14 protein-coding genes are annotated in these 15,826 nt (G+C 69.1%); 5 read left to right on the top strand and 9 right to left on the bottom strand.

The window, feature by feature from the left end; genetic code table 11:
• The first annotated feature begins 49 nt into the window (after positions 1 to 49).
• Entirely contained in the window at positions 50 to 1,222 is a 1,173-nt protein-coding gene (locus tag A7B20_RS13205) for an acetyl-CoA C-acetyltransferase (protein WP_102109058.1), read from the top strand.
• 225 nt (positions 1,223 to 1,447) lie between these two features.
• Here A7B20_RS13205 and A7B20_RS13200 read toward each other — a convergent pair whose 3' ends face one another.
• From A7B20_RS13200 to A7B20_RS13190, 3 genes are all read right to left on the bottom strand, one after another.
• Positions 1,448 to 1,615: a YdcH family protein gene (locus A7B20_RS13200; RefSeq protein ID WP_102109057.1), complete on the bottom strand. Its 168-nt coding sequence runs from the start codon at positions 1,613 to 1,615 to the stop codon at positions 1,448 to 1,450.
• Positions 1,616 to 1,719: 104 nt separating this feature from the next.
• Positions 1,720 to 2,469, bottom strand: a complete 750-nt coding sequence (locus tag A7B20_RS13195; RefSeq protein ID WP_102109056.1) for a tRNA1(Val) (adenine(37)-N6)-methyltransferase — start codon at positions 2,467 to 2,469, stop codon at positions 1,720 to 1,722.
• A 3-nt stretch (positions 2,470 to 2,472) separates the two neighbouring features.
• Positions 2,473 to 2,688: a putative signal transducing protein gene (locus tag A7B20_RS13190; protein ID WP_102109055.1), complete on the bottom strand. Its 216-nt coding sequence runs from the start codon at positions 2,686 to 2,688 to the stop codon at positions 2,473 to 2,475.
• Positions 2,689 to 2,757: 69 nt separating this feature from the next.
• Here A7B20_RS13190 and A7B20_RS13185 point away from each other — a divergent pair, with 69 nt between their 5' ends.
• Positions 2,758 to 3,756: a polyprenyl synthetase family protein gene (locus A7B20_RS13185; protein WP_102109054.1), complete on the top strand. Its 999-nt coding sequence runs from the start codon at positions 2,758 to 2,760 to the stop codon at positions 3,754 to 3,756.
• Here A7B20_RS13185 and A7B20_RS13180 read toward each other — a convergent pair.
• From A7B20_RS13180 to A7B20_RS13170, 3 genes are all read right to left on the bottom strand, one after another.
• Entirely contained in the window at positions 3,732 to 4,577 is an 846-nt protein-coding gene (locus A7B20_RS13180; RefSeq protein WP_102109053.1) for a 4-(cytidine 5'-diphospho)-2-C-methyl-D-erythritol kinase, read from the bottom strand. The genes A7B20_RS13185 and A7B20_RS13180 overlap by 25 nt on opposite strands.
• A complete protein-coding gene (locus A7B20_RS13175; RefSeq protein ID WP_102109052.1) occupies positions 4,567 to 6,291 on the bottom strand; it encodes a tetratricopeptide repeat protein in 1,725 nt (574 codons plus the stop codon). Before A7B20_RS13175 ends, A7B20_RS13180 begins: the two co-directional genes overlap by 11 nt.
• 102 nt (positions 6,292 to 6,393) lie before the next feature.
• The gene (locus A7B20_RS13170; protein ID WP_102109051.1) at positions 6,394 to 8,046 is read right to left on the bottom strand and encodes an electron transfer flavoprotein-ubiquinone oxidoreductase; all 1,653 of its coding nucleotides are present in this window, start codon (positions 8,044 to 8,046) and stop codon (positions 6,394 to 6,396) included.
• A gap of 242 nt (positions 8,047 to 8,288) precedes the next feature.
• Here A7B20_RS13170 and greA point away from each other — a divergent pair, with 242 nt between their 5' ends.
• From greA to A7B20_RS13155, 3 genes are all read left to right on the top strand, one after another.
• Positions 8,289 to 8,759 (top strand): transcription elongation factor GreA, encoded by a 471-nt coding sequence (greA, locus tag A7B20_RS13165; protein ID WP_102109050.1) that lies wholly within the window; start codon positions 8,289 to 8,291, stop codon positions 8,757 to 8,759.
• A gap of 35 nt (positions 8,760 to 8,794) precedes the next feature.
• A complete protein-coding gene (locus A7B20_RS13160; RefSeq protein ID WP_102109049.1) occupies positions 8,795 to 9,808 on the top strand; it encodes a hypothetical protein in 1,014 nt (337 codons plus the stop codon).
• A 155-nt stretch (positions 9,809 to 9,963) separates the two neighbouring features.
• On the top strand, positions 9,964 to 12,249 hold the full coding sequence (locus A7B20_RS13155) for an arginine/lysine/ornithine decarboxylase (RefSeq protein WP_102109048.1): 2,286 nt from the start codon (positions 9,964 to 9,966) through the stop codon (positions 12,247 to 12,249).
• 283 nt (positions 12,250 to 12,532) lie between these two features.
• Here the strand turns inward: A7B20_RS13155 and A7B20_RS13150 are convergent, their stop codons facing one another.
• From A7B20_RS13150 to mobA, 3 genes are read right to left on the bottom strand one after another with little or no spacing between them, the layout of a single operon-like run.
• Complete coding sequence (locus tag A7B20_RS13150) at positions 12,533 to 14,677, bottom strand: molybdopterin-binding protein (protein WP_102109047.1); 2,145 nt, start codon at positions 14,675 to 14,677, stop codon at positions 12,533 to 12,535.
• On the bottom strand, positions 14,674 to 15,168 hold the full coding sequence (mobB, locus tag A7B20_RS13145) for a molybdopterin-guanine dinucleotide biosynthesis protein B (protein WP_102109046.1): 495 nt from the start codon (positions 15,166 to 15,168) through the stop codon (positions 14,674 to 14,676). The genes A7B20_RS13150 and mobB overlap by 4 nt, the downstream gene beginning before the upstream one ends.
• A complete protein-coding gene (mobA, locus tag A7B20_RS13140; protein WP_102109045.1) occupies positions 15,165 to 15,755 on the bottom strand; it encodes a molybdenum cofactor guanylyltransferase MobA in 591 nt (196 codons plus the stop codon). Before mobA ends, mobB begins: the two co-directional genes overlap by 4 nt.
• Between the last annotated feature and the right edge of the window lie 71 nt (positions 15,756 to 15,826).

The raw sequence follows: 15,826 nt of genomic DNA, 5'->3' as shown, positions 1-15,826 counted from the left end.
AGGGCGTCGTCCCCTGCCATCGAAGCCAGATACAAAGGGGCCACGTTCCATGACCAATGTTGTAATCGTCTCTGCCGCGCGCACGGCGGTCGGCAGTTTCCTCGGATCCTTCGCCCAGACCCCCGCCCACGACCTCGGCGCCGCCGTCCTGAAGGAAATCGTCGCCCGCGCCGGAATCGACAAGGGCGAGGTCAGCGAGACGATCCTCGGCCAGGTGCTGACGGGCGGCCAGGGCCAGAACCCCGCCCGGCAGGCCCACATCAACGCCGGCCTGCCCGAGGAATCGGCGGCCTGGGGCATCAACCAGGTCTGCGGCTCGGGCCTCAGGGCCGTGGCGCTCGGCGCGCAGCACATCATGCTGGGCGACGCCGGGATCGTCGCCGCCGGCGGGCAGGAGAACATGTCGATGGCGCCCCATGTCGCGAACCTGCGCCAGGGCCAGAAGATGGGCGACCTGAGCTTCATCGACTCGATGATCAAGGACGGGCTGTGGGACGCCTTCAACGGCTACCACATGGGCCAGACGGCCGAGAACGTCGCCCAGAAATGGCAGATCAGCCGCGAACAGCAGGACGAGTTCGCCGTCGCGTCCCAGAACAAGGCCGAGGCCGCGCAGAAGGCGGGCCGCTTCGACGACGAGATCGTGAGCTACACGATCAAGACGCGGAAGGGCGATGTCACCGTCGACAAGGACGAGTACATCCGCCACGGCGCCAACATGGACGCGATGGCCAAGCTGCGCCCGGCCTTCACCAAGGACGGCAGCGTGACGGCCGGCAACGCCTCGGGCCTGAACGACGGCGCCGCCGCGGTCCTGCTGATGAGCGAGAAGGAGGCCGAGAGGCGCGGCCTGACCCCGCTCGCCCGGATCGCGAGCTATGCGACGGCGGGGCTCGACCCTTCGATCATGGGCGCCGGGCCGATCTATGCCTCGCGCAAGGCGCTGGAAAAGGCGGGCTGGAAGGTCGGCGACGTCGATCTGGTCGAGGCGAACGAGGCCTTCGCCGCCCAGGCCTGCGCCGTGAACAAGGACATGGGCTGGGACCCGGAGATCGTGAACGTCAACGGCGGCGCCATCGCCATCGGCCACCCCATCGGCGCCTCGGGCTGCCGGGTGCTGAACACGCTCCTGTTCGAGATGAAGCGGCGCGATGCGAAGAAGGGGATCGCCACCCTCTGCATCGGCGGCGGCATGGGCGTGGCGCTCTGCGTCGAGCGCTGAGGTGGCCCGCGGGGGCGGGCACCCGGGCCCGCCCTTAGTGTCACGGGCACCGTGAGGCGGTAAACCCTGTGCGAGGCGGGGTCGGTTTCCTCAAGGAAACCGGACCGTTTTCCTCCAGGAAAACGGCACCTCGAGTCATCTAGTCTTGGAAGGATTGCGGTCCGCGGCATCGTCGCCACCGCGGAAGGGGACTGCGCTGGCCACCCGGGCCAGCGCGCGTTCAGCTCAAGCGTTTCCCAACCGCTCGATTTGCTCTTTCAGTTGCAGTTTCTGCTTCTTCAGGGCGGTGATGTGGAGGTCGTCCGCGGCAGGGCTGCGCTGCGCTTGCTCCACCATCTCCGAGAGGTGCTGGTGCTTCCGGCGAAGCTCCTGAACGTGCGAACTCAAATTCATGGTCGTACTCCTCTCGTTGTTGCTGCCCCTTCAGTGCAGCACAGAAAAGAGCTTCTGTCATCCGGTTGTTACGAAGACCGGCGATTTCCTGTGGACATTCTGCTTCAAATGAGCGGCATGGCGTCGCGCAATACACCGCGAATCGATTCGGTATAGGATTCGATATCGTATTCGTGCCGATCGCCCTTATGTAGAATTGTCGGGCCCATCATCGCGAACGCCGCCCTGCCTCCTTTTTTGGCAGCCAGCAGCGCCAGGTGCGGCGGGCGGCCGGCGCGCGGCTGCAACGGGTGAAGCACTATCGACCCGAGTCGCCCGTCGCAGGACTTCATCAGGTCCGGCAGTCGGTCCATCCGCTGGATCACGGTCAGCCGACCGCCCGGCAGCAGCCGCCGGGTCGCGGTGTCGATCCAGGCCTGAAGGGGCGCCGGGCCCGCATGGGCCGTCTCGCGCCCGGCATCGCGGGCGGCGGTGCGGGTGGCGGCGCGGAAATAGGGCGGGTTCACGATGACATGGTCGAACCGCCGTTGCCGCAGCGCCGCGGGCAGCCGCGCGACGTCGCCGGTGAAGACCTCGAGGTCCATCCCGTTCGTGGCCGCGTTGCGCCTCGCGAGCGCGGCATAGTCCTCCTGCAGTTCCAGCCCCGCAAGCGTCAGCCCCGGCACCCGCGCCCCGAGGCAGAGCGCCGCGACGCCCACCCCGCAGCCGAGGTCCAGCACGCTCTGCCCCGGTGCGGCGGGGGTGGCGGCGGCCAGCAGCACGGCGTCAATCCCCGCGCGATAACCGGTCTTCGGTTGCAGGATGGAGAGGCGGCCGCCGAGGAAGGCGTCGCGGGTCAGCGCGTCGTCGGTCACGGCTCAGCCGCCGATGTCGATGTCGTTGTCCTTCAGCACCGCACGGGCGCGGAACAGGTCCTTCTCGCGCACCATCAGGCGGCGGGGCAGCACGCCGAGGGAGCCTTCGAGGACGCTCATATGGACGTCCATCTCAAAGCAATCTATATCCTCGCCCTCGAGAAGCATCGTCGCGAACGCGATGACGGTCGGGTCGCTGGTGCGGATCAGTTCCTTCATGCAAGGGACTAAAAGGCAGACCGCCGGGTTTGTCGAGACCTCTGAAATCGCCCGGGGAGGTAAGCCGTGATGAGCCTGGATCATGCCGAAGTGAAACCCCACGAACGGCTGGCGGCGGCGCTGGCCGACGACCTTGCCGCCGTGAACGCGCTGATCCGCGAACGCATGGCGAGCGAGCATGCGCCGCGCATCCCCGAGGTCACGGCGCACCTGATCGAGGCCGGCGGCAAGCGGATCCGCCCGATGCTGACGCTCGCCGCGGCGCGGCTCTGCGGCTACGACGGGCCCTATCACGTCCACCTCGCCGCGACGGTCGAGTTCATCCACACCGCCACCCTGCTGCACGACGACGTGGTGGACGAATCCGGCCAGCGGCGCGGGCGGCCCACGGCGAACCTGCTCTGGGACAACAAGTCGTCGGTGCTGGTGGGCGACTACCTCTTCGCGCGCTCGTTCCAGCTGATGGTCGAGACGGGGTCGATCCGGGTGCTCGACATCCTCGCCAACGCCGCCGCCACCATCGCCGAGGGCGAGGTGCTGCAACTGACGGCGGCGCAGGACCTGGCGACGCTCGAGGACACCTATCTGAAGATCGTGCGCGGCAAGACAGCGGCGCTGTTCTCGGCCGCGACCGAGGTGGGCGGGGTGATCGCCGGGGCGCCGGAAGGGCGGGTGCGCGCGCTGCACACCTACGGCGACGCGCTCGGCATCGCGTTCCAGATGGTGGACGACCTCCTCGACTGGACCGGCGGCGCCGGAATCGGCAAGAACATCGGCGACGACTTCCGCGAACGGAAGCTGACCCTGCCGGTGATCCGCGCCGTGGCGGCGGCGGATTCGACGGAATGGGCCTTCTGGGTGCGCACCATCGGCAAGGGCAAGCAGGGCGAGGGCGACCTCGAGCAGGCGCTGGAGCTTCTGCGCCGTCACGGCACGCTCGAAAGCACGCGGGACACCGCGCTCGGCTGGGCGGCCGAGGGCAAGGCGGCGCTCGCGGCGCTTCCGGACGATCCACTGCGCGACATGCTGATGGACATGGCCGACTACGTGGTGGCGCGCATCACCTGAGCCTCGGTCGCAACGCTCCACCAGTCGGGGCGCGCGGCCCGGATCGCCGCCTCCGCCCCGGTCGCAGCGCCCGTGGGGAAGATCCCGAAGCAGGTCGCCCCCGAACCCGACATGCCCGCGAAGAGCGCGCCGGTGCCGCGGATCAGGTCGAGCGCTTCTGTCAGGACCGGGGCGAGAGAGACGGCCGGTCGCAGCAGATCGTTGCGCTGCGCCGCCAGCCAGTCGGCGAAGGCCGCGAGGCTCCCCCACTCCGGCAGCGCGCCCATGCCGGGGTTGGTCTTGGTGGCGAGCGCACGGAACACGGCGGGGGTCGACACCGCGACGCTGGGGTTCACCAGCAGCAGGTCGAAAGGCGGGATCGGCGGGACGTCCGACAGGATCTCCCCCGTCCCTGCCATCCGCACCGGCGCTCCGCGCAGGCAGACAGGCACGTCGGCGCCAAGGGCGAGGATCGCCGCCTCGTCGGGCAGCGGGCAATCCCACAGGTTCGACAGCAGGCGCAGGGTGGCCGCCGCATCGGCCGAGCCGCCGCCGATGCCCGAGGCGACCGGCAGCCGCTTGGTCAGGTGCAGGGCCACCCCCTGCCCGCCCCCGAAGGCGCGGGCGGCGCGCAGGACAAGGTTGTCGGGGTCCGCGGACAGGCCCGCGCCATAAGGGCCGTCGATGGTGAGGGAGAGGGTGTCGTCCGGGCGGGCCGACACCGTGTCGCCGACGCCCGCGAAGACGACCAGCGAATCCAGCAGGTGATAGCCGTCGGCGCGCTGGCCGGTGACGTGGAGGGTGAGGTTGATCTTGGCCGGGGCGAAGGCCTCAGCCGTCATGGGCAACCTTCAGCGGCTCCGCCCCCTCTTCCTTCAGCACGGTGTCGAGCCCGACTTCCAGCTTGCGGCGGATGCGCTCGGGGTCGGCCTCGTTGTTGGGGTCCTTCTCGTCCACGAAGGACAGGGCGCGCTTCCACTGGAACCGCGCCTCCAGCTCGCGCCCGACGGCCCAGTAGACATCTCCGAGGTGATCGTTCACCACCGCGTCCACCGGCATCAGTTCCACCGCGTTCTCCATCGGCTCCACCGCTTCCTCGTAGCGGCCGAGACGGTAGAGCGCCCAGCCCAGGCTGTCGGCGATGGCGCCGCTGTCGGGCACGGCCTGCGCCGCCTTCTCGATCATGCCGAGCGCCTGGTCGAGGTTGCGCCGCTGCTCGACCCAGGAATAGCCGAGATAGTTCAGCACCTGCGGCTGGTCGGGGTTCAGCTCCAGCGCCTTCTGGAAGTCGGCCTCGGCCTGGTCCCACTGGTCCTGCCGTTCGTGGCTGATGGCGCGGGCGAAATAGACGACCCACTGGCCCGGCTCCTCCTCGGGGAACAGGGCGATGGCCTTGTCATAGGCGCTCACCGCCTCGCCGAAGCGGTTGGCCTCGCGCAGGGCATCGCCCAGCGTGACCTGGATCACCGCCAGTTCCGGGCGCTCCGCGGCCAGTCCCTTCAGCACGTCGATGGCGCCGTCGATGTCGCCCGCCCGGCGCATCGCCTGGCTGCGGCCCAGCTGGGCGGCGTCCCAGGCGGGATCGCTCTCCGGGATCGCGCCATAGGAGTCGATCGCCAGGTCGAACCGGCCGAGCGCGTCGAGCATCCCGGCCGTCAGAAGCTCGGTATCGACGCTGCCGGGGCGCATGTAGCCTGCCATGCGCGCATAGAGCAGCGTGTAGGCTTCGGAGGCATCGCCGCGCAGCGCGTTGGCGATCGAGAAATAGACCTCGGCCACGCCGTCCTTGGCGGTGGGGGTCACGTCGAAGGGCAGCGTCTCGCCCGCCTCGAGCATGGCCAGGATCTGGTCGAGCGCGCGGTCGGTCTCCGGCCCGAAGGCCTCGCGCAGGAAGGTGAGTGCGTCGTCGTTGCGGCCGAGCTGGCTCAGGATCTCGGCGCGGGCGACGAGGCCGCGGCGCGCAAGGCGCAGGCCCCCCTCGGCCGGATCGCTCAGCACCGCCTCGGCCGCCTCGTAATCGCCGAGCGAGGCCAGGGCCAGCGCCTTGTGGTAGAGCCCGAAGGCGCGGACACCCTGCGTCTCGGTCACGAGGTCGAACTGCTTCAGCGCCGCGTCGCGCTGGCCGTCGCCGATCAGCGCCCAGGCCTTGATCAGCCCGTCGAACAGCGGCCCCACCGATTGCCCGGCATCCAGGTCGTCGAGGATGTCGCGCCATTCCTCCTGCTTCGCGGCGTCGCCGATCAGCACCAGGTTGGCGATCTGGTTGTCGAGGCCAAGCTGCACCATCTGCCGGGCGACGGTCACGGCGCGTTCGACATCGCCGAGGCTGACATAGGCCGAGGTCGCGAATTCGAGGATCGCGGGGTTCTTCGGATCCCGCGCCAGCGCCTGCGCGTAATACATCGACGCCGCCTGGAAATCGTTCGCCACCGTCGCGTGCCGCGCCGCCAAGTAGGCCCCGGCGTTCACCGGCGTCTGGTCCTGTGCAGTTGCCGACAAGGGCAGCAGCGCCAGGGCCGAGGCGGCGAGCAGTCGGAGCGTGGTACGATGGGGCATGGTGGCGATCCTGTCGCTTGATCCGGTTTGCGGGAATCTAGACCGCCCTGCCGCGCCTGTCCATGCGAAGAGGCCCGCCGGGCGGCGGGCCTGACGCAAGCGTTACATGTTGGGATAGTTCGGCCCGTCGCCGCCTTGGGGCACCGTCCAGACGATGTTCTGGCTCGGGTCCTTGATGTCGCAGGTCTTGCAGTGGACGCAGTTCTGGAAGTTGATGACGAAGCGCGCGCGCTTCCCCTCCTCCTTCACGAACTCGTAGACACCGGCCGGGCAATACCTTGCCGAGGGGCCGGCGTATTCCGGCAGGTTCACGTCCACCGGGATCTCGGGATCCTTCAGCTTCAGGTGGGCAGGCTGGTTCTCCTCGTGGTTGGTGAAGGAGAAGCTGACGTTGGTCAGACGGTCGAAGGACAGCGTGCCGTCGGGTTTGGGATAGTCGATCGGCTGGTAGGCGTAATGCTTCCGCGTCGCCTCGGCATCGGACTTGCCGTGCTTCAGCGTGCCGAGGAACGATCCGCCGAAGATCTGCTGGCACCACATGTCGAACCCGCCGACGGCCAGCGACGCGGTGAGGCCGAAGCGCGACCAGAGCGGCTTGACGTTCTTCACCTTGCGCAGATCCTCCCCGATGGGGCCCTTGCGAAGGTCGCGGTCGTAATCCTCCAGCACGTCGCCAGCGCGGCCCGCGCCGATCGCCTCGAACGCCTTCTCGGCTGCCAGCTTGCCCGAGAGCATCGCGTTGTGGTTGCCCTTGATCCGCGGCACGTTGACCAGCCCCGCCGAGCAGCCGAGCAGCGCGCCACCCGGGAACGCCGTCTGCGGGATCGACTGGAAGCCGCCCTCGCTGATCGCCCGCGCCCCGTAGGCCACGCGCTTGCCGCCCTTCAGCAGCTCGGCCACCATCGGGTGATGCTTGAACCGCTGGAACTCCATGTACGGGAAGACATAGGGATTCTCGTAGTTCAGGTGGACGACGAAGCCGACGTAGACCTGGTTGTTGTCCAGGTGATAGATGAACGACCCGCCCCCGGCGTTGCTGCCGAGCGGCCAGCCCATCGTGTGGGTCACGGTGCCCGCGCGGTGCCTGGCCGGGTCGATCTCCCAGATCTCCTTCATGCCGAGGCCGTACTTCTGCACGTCGCTCTTCGCCGCCAGGTCGTACTTCGCGATCACCTGCTTCGAAAGCGATCCGCGCACGCCTTCGCCGAGGAACACGTACTTGCCGTGCAGCTCCATGCCCGGCTCATAGCCCGGCCCCTCGGTGCCGTCGGGGTTGCGGCCGAATTCGCCCGCGACCACGCCCTTCACCTCGCCGTTCTCGCCGTAGACGAGTTCGGAGCAGGACATGCCCGGGAAGATCTCGACCCCCAGCGCCTCGGCCTGTTCGGCCATCCATCGGCAGACGTTGCCCATCGACACGATGTAGTTGCCGTGGTTGTTCATCAGCTTCGGCATCAGGACGTTCGGGATCCTGACCTTCCCGCCCTCGCCCAGAAGGTAGAAGTTGTCCTCCTTCACCGGCACGGTGATCGGCGCGCCCATGTCGCGCCAGTCCGGCAGCAGCGCGTCGAGGCCGCAAGGATCCAGCACCGCGCCCGACAGGATGTGCGCGCCGACTTCCGAGCCCTTCTCCAGCACGACGACGTTCAGGTCGGCGTCGAGCTGCTTCAGGCGGATCGCCGCCGACAACCCCGCCGGTCCCGCCCCGACGATCACCACGTCGTATTCCATGGACTCCCGGGCGTGTTCGGTCATGGCGTGCTCCTCCTGCAATTCCGGTGGCCCCGAGGGCCGGTCCGGCACGACTATGCAGAGCCGCGGCACAGGGTCAATTGCGACCGGGCGTCCCGCGGCGGCAGAGGGCCGCGGCGCGAGCGCGCAGGCGGCGAATTGCGCCGCCGCCTCCGGGGCGGCCGCCGCGGGACTTGACTTTGCTCCCGTGGATTGGACAAACAGCATGATACTTTCCCGAGGCCCGAACCGAGACCCTAGCCATCATGGACAAGATTCCGCTGACCAAGTCCGGCCAGGACGCCCTGAACGCCGAGCTGAAGACGCTGAAAAGCGTCGAGCGGCCGGCGATCATCCGCGCCATCGCCGAGGCCCGCGAACATGGCGACCTGTCGGAGAACGCCGAGTACCACTCCGCCAAGGAGAAGCAGTCGTTCATCGAGGGCCGGATCAAGGAGATCGAGGGGATTCTCGCCCTTGCCGACGTGATCGACACCTCGAAGATGTCGGGCAACATCAAGTTCGGCGCCCGCGTCACCCTGGTGGACGAGGACACCGACGAGGAGAAGACCTACCAGATCGTCGGCGAGCCCGAGGCGAACCTCGAGAACGGCAAGCTGAACATCAAGTCGCCGCTGGCCCGCGCCCTGATCGGCAAGGACGAAGGCGACAGCGTCGAGGTGCGCACCCCCGGCGGCGAGAAGAGCTACGAGATCCTGAAGATCGTCTACAGCTGACGGGCGTGCCGCCGCACGACCCCGAGAGGACGAACATGGCCGGAGCCCCTGTAGAACGTCCCGCGGACCTCGGTCTGTACCAGCGCAAGGACAGGGGCGCGGCCCTCGGCGATGTCGAGGTGATCGCCATCGCCCTCTCGGCGCTCTGGCTGGCCGCAACGGCGGTTCTGTTCCTGGTGTTCGGCAGCGCCGAAGAGGGGCCCGATTCGCTGCGCTTCGTCGTCACCATCCTCGCCATGTTCATGCCGGTCGCCCTGATCTGGGTCGCGGCCACGGTCGTCCGCTCGGCCCGCACCATGCGCGAGGAATCGGAACGGCTGCACGTTGCCGTCGAAGCCATGCGCCTCGCCTACCTGAACCAGCAGAAGGCGGCGGCCGGCGCCTCCTCGCCCGATGTCAGCCAGAAGCTGAACGAGATCGCCGAGGCGCAGAAGAAGACCGAAAGCGCGCTGGCCATGTTCATCTCGGTGCGCAACCTGCCCGAACGCCCCGCGCCCGACACCCGGCCGGTCGTGGTCTCCTCGGGCGACGACCAGCCCTCCCTCGCCCTCGGCACCGCGGCCGAGGACACGGCGCCGCCGCTGAACAGCGAGGATTTCATCTCGGCCCTCCAGTTCCCCGAAAGCCCCGAGGACAAGGAAGGCTTCCGCGCCCTGCGCCGCGCCCTCCAGGACCGCCGCGCCGCGCAGCTGATCCAGGCGGCGCAAGACATCCTGACGCTGCTGGCGCAGGAAGGCATCTACATGGACGACCTGCGCCCCGACCGCGCCCGCCCCGAGATCTGGAGGAAGTTCGCAAACGGCGAGCGTGGCCGGACCGTGGCCAGCCTCGGCGGGATCCGCGACCGCTCGTCCCTCGCGCTCGCCGCCGCGCGGATGCGCTCGGACACGATCTTCCGCGACGCCGCCCACCATTTCCTGCGGAAGTTCGACCACACCTTCGCCGAGTTCGAGAAGACGGCGAACGACGCGGAAATCGCGGGCCTGACCGACACCCGCACCGCCCGCGCCTTCATGCTGCTCGGCCGCGTGACCGGCACCTTCGACTGAGCCGCGCCGCGGGATTTGACCGCCGCCACGCCTTGACGCCGCCCCCGCCACCGGAAACATACGGGGGGAAACGGCGCCGCCCCGCTGCCCGGGGCCTTCATCGCGCACACCAGACCAGGCAACCCTGCCCCCCGGGGCCAAGGCCGGAGACCAGCATGAAATTCCGCTTTCCCATCGTCATCATCGACGAGGACTTCCGCTCCGAGAACTCCTCGGGCCTCGGCATCCGCGCCATGGCCAAGGCCATCGAGGACGAGGGCTTCGAGGTGCTGGGCGTCACCAGCTACGGCGACCTGTCGCAGTTCGCCCAGCAGCAGTCCCGTGCCTCGGCCTTCGTGCTCTCCATCGACGACGAGGAGTTCACGCCGGGTCCCGACCTCGACCCGGCCGTGGTCAACCTCCGGAGCTTCATCGAGGAGGTGCGCTGGAAGAACGCCGACGTGCCGATCTACATCTACGGCGAGACGAAGACGAGCCGCCACCTGCCGAACGACATCCTGCGCGAGCTGCACGGCTTCATCCACATGTTCGAGGACACGCCGGAATTCGTCGCCAAGCACATCATCCGCGAGGCCAAGAGCTATCTCGAAGGCATCCAGCCGCCGTTCTTCCGCGCGCTGCTGGATTACGCCGAGGACGGCTCCTATTCCTGGCACTGCCCCGGCCATTCCGGCGGCGTCGCCTTCCTGAAATCGCCGATCGGCCAGATGTACCACCAGTTCTACGGCGAGAACATGCTGAGGGCCGACGTCTGCAACTCGGTCGAGGAACTGGGACAACTCCTGGACCACAACGGCGCCATCGGAGCGTCAGAGCGGAACGCGGCAAGGATCTTCAACGCCGACCACTGCTTCTTCGTGACGAACGGCACCTCGACCTCCAACAAGATGGTCTGGCACCACACCGTGGCGCCGGGCGACGTGGTGGTGGTGGACCGCAACTGCCACAAGTCGATCCTGCACTCGATCATCATGACCGGCGCGATCCCGGTCTTCCTGAAGCCGACGCGCAACCACTACGGCATCATCGGTCCGATCCCGCGCTCGGAGTTCGAGATCGACAGCATCAAGGCCAAGATCCGCGCCAACCCGCTGCTCGCCGACGTCGACGCCGACACGGTCAAGCCCCGGATCATGACCCTGACCCAGTCGACCTACGACGGCGTCCTCTACAACACCGAGGAGATCAAGACGCTGCTCGACGGCTACGTCGAGAACCTGCACTTCGACGAGGCCTGGCTGCCCCACGCCGCCTTCCATCCCTTCTACGGCGGCTACCACGCCATGGGCCGCAAGCGCGCGCGCCCGCAGCACTCGGTCACCTACGCCACCCAGTCGATCCACAAGCTCCTCGCGGGGATCAGCCAGGCCAGCCACGTGCTGGTGCAGGACAGCCAGGACACCAGGCTCGACCGGCACCTGTTCAACGAAGCCTACCTGATGCACACCTCGACCTCGCCCCAGTACTCGATCATCGCGAGCTGCGACGTGGCGGCGGCGATGATGGAGCCGCCGGGCGGCACCGCGCTCGTCGAGGAGAGCATCGCCGAGGCGCTGGATTTCCGCCGCGCCATGCGGAAGGTCGACGCCGAGTTCGGCAACGACTGGTGGTTCCAGGTCTGGGGCCCCGAGGCGCTGGAGGAGGAAGGGATCGGCCGCGCCAGGGACTGGGTCCTGCGCCGCACCGACAGCGAGGGCGTGCAGCGCGACGGCGAGGACAGCTGGCACGGCTTCGGCGACATGGCGCCGGGCTTCAACATGCTCGACCCGATCAAGGCGACCATCGTGACGCCGGGTCTGAACCTCGACGGCCGGTTCGAGGAGTCGGGCATCCCCGCCTCCATCGTCACCAAGTACCTCGCCGAGCACGGCGTGGTGGTGGAAAAGACGGGCCTCTACAGCTTCTTCATCATGTTCACCATCGGCATCACCAAGGGCCGTTGGAACACGCTCCTGACCGCGCTCCAGCAGTTCAAGGACGACTACGCCAAGAACCAGCCGATGTGGCGCAGCATGCCCGAGTTCTGCGCCAGCCAGCCACGCTACGAAGGCATGGGCCTGCGCGACCTCTGCGACCACGTCCACCGGCTCTATGCCAAGTACGACGTCGCGCGTCTCTCGACCGAGATGTACCTCAGCGACCTCACCCCGGCGATGAAGCCCACCGACGCCTATGCCCACATCGCGCGGCGCACGACCGAACGGGTGGCCATCGACGATCTGGAAGGGCGGATCACCACCTCCCTCGTCACCCCCTATCCGCCGGGCATCCCGCTCCTGATCCCGGGCGAGGTGTTCAACCGCAAGATCGTGGAATACCTGAAGTTCAACCGCGCCTTCGCCCGCGAATGCCCCGGCTTCGAAACCGACATCCACGGCCTCGTGCAGGAGACGGCGGAGGACGGCAGCCTCCACTTCTTCGCCGACTGCGTGGCAGGCTGACCTGCACCGGCCCCCGGCTTCTTCTTTGTGAAAATACTCCCGCCGGAGGCGTCCAGCCTTCGGCCCCCTCCCGCGCGCGGGCAGCGGGGCGCCATTTTCCTCGAGGAAAATGGACCGGTTTCCTCGAGGAATCCGGATCACCGCCTCACGACCGGCCTTTCGCGCCAATCCGGAGACCGACGCGGCCCGCAGGGCGCCCCCATTTTCCTTCAGGAAAATGGTCCGGTTTCCTCAAGGAAACTGGCACCGCCCCAACCGTCCGCCACACGGGACACCAGCCGTCTCAGATGCCGAATGCCGCGTAGGGCAGGAAGCGCACGGGATCGCCCGGGCGGACGGTCATTGCCTCTTCCGGCAGTTCCACCAGCCCCTCGGCCCAGGACAGTCCCGAGATCCGCCCGGACCCCTCCGAGGCAAAGACCGCCGCCCGACCCACGACCAGCCGGGCGCGCAGGTATTCGCGCCGGCCCGCCTTCTTGCGCTTCTCGAAATCCGCCGGAACCTCGAAGCCCGCAGGCGCGTTCCAGGCGCCGCCGCCGAGAACCGAGAGCGCGGGCCGCGCGAAGACCAGCGCGCAGACCAGCGCCGCCACCGGGTTGCCCGGCAGGCCGAAGACCGGGCACCCCTCCCAGAGACCGAGCGCCAGGGGCCGTCCCGGCTTCAGCGCGATCCGCCAGGATGTGAGCGATCCCGTCTCCTTCAGCAGCGCCGAGACGTGGTCCTCGTCTCCCGCCGAGGCGCCGCCGGAGGTCAGCACCACGTCCGCCGCGCGCGCGGCATGGTCGAGGCGGTCGCGCAGCGCCGCCCGGTCGTCGCCGACATGGCCGAGGTCAACCGCCGTGCAGCCCCAGCGGGCGGCCAGGGCCAGCAGCATCGGCCGGTTCGCATCGTAGGTGCGCGCCGCATCCTGCGTGCTGCCCGGCGGGGCAAGCTCGTCCCCCGTGGACAGGACGCCGACCCGGAGCGGGCGGAAGACCGGCACCGCGGCATGGCCCACCGCCGCCAGCAGCGCGAGGTCGGGGGGCCGCAACCTGTGGCCGACGCCCAGGACCGCCGCGCCGGCGGCTACGTCCTCGCCCGCGCGGCGGGTGTTGGCGCCCGGTTTCGGCAGCGCGGCGAAGCGGACGCGGCCCCCGGACACCTCGCAATCTTCCTGAAGCACCACGGTATCGACGCCCTCGGGCAGCAGCGCGCCGGTCAGGATCCGCAGCGCATGGCCCGGCGGCACGGTGCCCGCGAAGGGTCCCCCGGCCGCCGCCCGGCCCGCGGCCAGCGGCAGGTCCTGCGCGCCGGGGGCGAGGCTGGCATGGGTGAAGCCATAGCCGTCGACCGCGGCATTCGCGCCCGGCGGATTGGCCCGCCTCGCGGCCAGGTCCGCGGCGAGGATGCGGCCGTCGGCCCGCTCCAGCGGCAGGGTTTCGGTCCCGACGACCGGGACGAGCCGTTCCCGCAAAAGCGCCAGGGCCTCGTTCACTGGCGTCCAGCGGATACCCGGCGGCAGGGCGAAGCAGTCGTTGGCCAGCCGCGGCAGCGGCGACACGGCTTCGACTGCGGGTCCTCCACTGTCGGCCTTGCCGAGAGCGGGACCGCTCCGGCCCACGCCCAGCATCCAGGCTTCCTCGCTGGCAATGTCGGGCGCATCGAAGAGGTCCGCCAGACCCGAGGTGTCCGACAGCGCCTTCAGGCGTCGGGCAAGGAGGCGCACCTGCACCTCGTCCTTGATGTCGTTCTCGCCGGTGGCGGCCCGAACCTCGGCGCTCAGGAGCGAGGGATAGATCTCGGCCAAGACGATCGGAGCGTGGGGTTTCTCGAACGGCCAGACGGAGAGGTCGCCCGCGAACCGGGCGCGCAACCCGTTGAGCCGGGCGATGCCCAGCAACGCCTGCGATCCGACCGAGCCGGTGGTATAGAGTTTCCAGCAGGGCTGGGCGCGCGGGATCACCGTTTCGATCGCCCGGCGCTCGGCGAGCCGTTCATCGTAATGCGCCCGGTCCTTCCTCGGCGACAGGTCGGGCAGGTCCAGGTGGGCCGGCCGCCCCCAGAACGGCAGATGGTCGGGAAACATGGCATTGAGGGCTGCGGCCACCTCGAACCGGTTGTTCGAATTGTCCTCGCGGTCCTCGATCGCCCGCGCCAGCCAGTCCCAGAGCGCCAGCGGATCGCGCGAACCTGTGACCCGCTCGGCGAACCCCCTCGGATAGCCGAAGGGGAAGTCGAACCCGGCCAGAACCCGCTGGTCACGCCTGCGTGCCTCGGTGAAGGCGTCTTCGAGCCAGGCCATGCAGGCGGCGCGGGTGCGGAAGTAGAAGGTCGTGCACCCGTCGCGCTCGGCGCGGGCCAACCAGATCGCATCGGCGGAGGGGCGTTCGGGCGATGGTACGGCGCTGGCCGACCAGTCGACCACGAAGACCAGGTCGAACCCGCTCACAGATCCAGCTCGGCCGCGATGAAATCGGCGACGGCGGCGGTGGCGTCGAGGTGGAACTGCGGCCGGTCGGGCAGGTCCACGGGGGTGTCGCAGGCGACGGCACGGATCGTCGGGTCGCCCGGGGCGATCAGCGGGTTGCCGGTGGCGGCGCGCCAGGCCTCGACCTTCGGGTGGGTGTCGCGCTTCCAGCCCTCTACCAGCACCAGATCCACCGGATCGAGCCGCGCCAGCAGCTCCGAAAGCGGCGGCTCGGGCGTGCCGCGCAGCTCGGTCATCAGCGCCCAGCGATTGGCCGAGGACAGCAGCACCTGGTGCGCGCCGGCCTGGCGGTGGCGGTGGCTGTCCTTGCCGGGGTGGTCCACGTCGAAGGTGTGATGGGCGTGTTTCAGGGTGCTGACCGTCAGGCCGCGGGCGGTGAACTCGGCCACCAGCCGCTCCATCAGGCCGGTCTTGCCGGCGTTCTTCCAACCGGTGACGCCGTAGAGCTTCACAGCATTTCCTCGGCCCGGGCCAGGTCCCCGGGCGTGTTGACGTTGAAGAAGGGCTCGCCCGCGTCGGCGAACTGGGCGGTGGCGGCGCCGTGGCGGTCGGTCCACTGGACGACCTTCCTGAGCCCGCCTTCGAGCGCCGCGCGCAGGTCGTCGCGCAGGGCGACGGGCCAGAGGCCGAAGGTCGGGTGGCGGCCTTCCGAGGTGGCGGCAAGCGCGATGGGGGTGCCTTCGGTCTCGGCGGCGAGCAGCAGGCGGGGAACAAGGTCGCAGGGGAAGAAGGGCGTGTCGGCGGCGGCAGTGACGATGTGGGTGGCCCCCTGCCCCGCCGCCCAGTCGAGTCCGGCGAGAACGCCGCCCAGGGGGCCGACGAAGCCCTCTACCGGGTCGGGCAGGACGGGCAGCCCGGTCGCGGCGAAGCGCGCGGGATCGCCGTTCGCGTTCAGCGCAAGGGCGGCCGTCTGTGGCGCGAGCCGGGCGATGACATGGGACAGGATCGTGCCGTGCCCGAGCGGCAGCAGCCCCTTGTCGCCGCCGCCCATGCGCCGCGCGAGGCCGCCCGCGAGGATCACGCCGAGGGGATGGTTCATGCGGTGCACCCCGGAAGGGGAAGACCGGGCGCGCGACGGTCGCCGCGAAAAGGCAGATGCCTTTCGTGAAT

Origin of the sequence: Oceaniglobus roseus, from assembly GCF_002869745.1 — a bacterium.
GTDB classification, from domain to species: domain Bacteria; phylum Pseudomonadota; class Alphaproteobacteria; order Rhodobacterales; family Rhodobacteraceae; genus Oceaniglobus; species Oceaniglobus roseus.
Note: the sequence above shows the minus strand (reverse complement) of the source record. Positions and strands in the feature narration are given on the sequence as shown.

What these genes read in the sequence shown, in the direction of transcription:
- A7B20_RS13175 (WP_102109052.1), bottom strand. Translation starts at nt 6,291, where the DNA reads ATGCCCCATCGTACCACGCTCCGACTGCTCGCCGCCTCGGCCCTGGCG.
- A7B20_RS13170 (WP_102109051.1), bottom strand. Translation starts at nt 8,046, where the DNA reads ATGACCGAACACGCCCGGGAGTCCATGGAATACGACGTGGTGATCGTC.
- A7B20_RS13185 (WP_102109054.1), top strand. Translation starts at nt 2,758, where the DNA reads ATGAGCCTGGATCATGCCGAAGTGAAACCCCACGAACGGCTGGCGGCG.
- A7B20_RS13155 (WP_102109048.1), top strand. Translation starts at nt 9,964, where the DNA reads ATGAAATTCCGCTTTCCCATCGTCATCATCGACGAGGACTTCCGCTCC.
- A7B20_RS13160 (WP_102109049.1), top strand. Translation starts at nt 8,795, where the DNA reads ATGGCCGGAGCCCCTGTAGAACGTCCCGCGGACCTCGGTCTGTACCAG.
- A7B20_RS13200 (WP_102109057.1), bottom strand. Translation starts at nt 1,615, where the DNA reads ATGAATTTGAGTTCGCACGTTCAGGAGCTTCGCCGGAAGCACCAGCAC.
- mobA (WP_102109045.1), bottom strand. Translation starts at nt 15,755, where the DNA reads ATGAACCATCCCCTCGGCGTGATCCTCGCGGGCGGCCTCGCGCGGCGC.
- A7B20_RS13205 (WP_102109058.1), top strand. Translation starts at nt 50, where the DNA reads ATGACCAATGTTGTAATCGTCTCTGCCGCGCGCACGGCGGTCGGCAGT.
- A7B20_RS13190 (WP_102109055.1), bottom strand. Translation starts at nt 2,688, where the DNA reads ATGAAGGAACTGATCCGCACCAGCGACCCGACCGTCATCGCGTTCGCG.
- A7B20_RS13180 (WP_102109053.1), bottom strand. Translation starts at nt 4,577, where the DNA reads ATGACGGCTGAGGCCTTCGCCCCGGCCAAGATCAACCTCACCCTCCAC.
- greA (WP_102109050.1), top strand. Translation starts at nt 8,289, where the DNA reads ATGGACAAGATTCCGCTGACCAAGTCCGGCCAGGACGCCCTGAACGCC.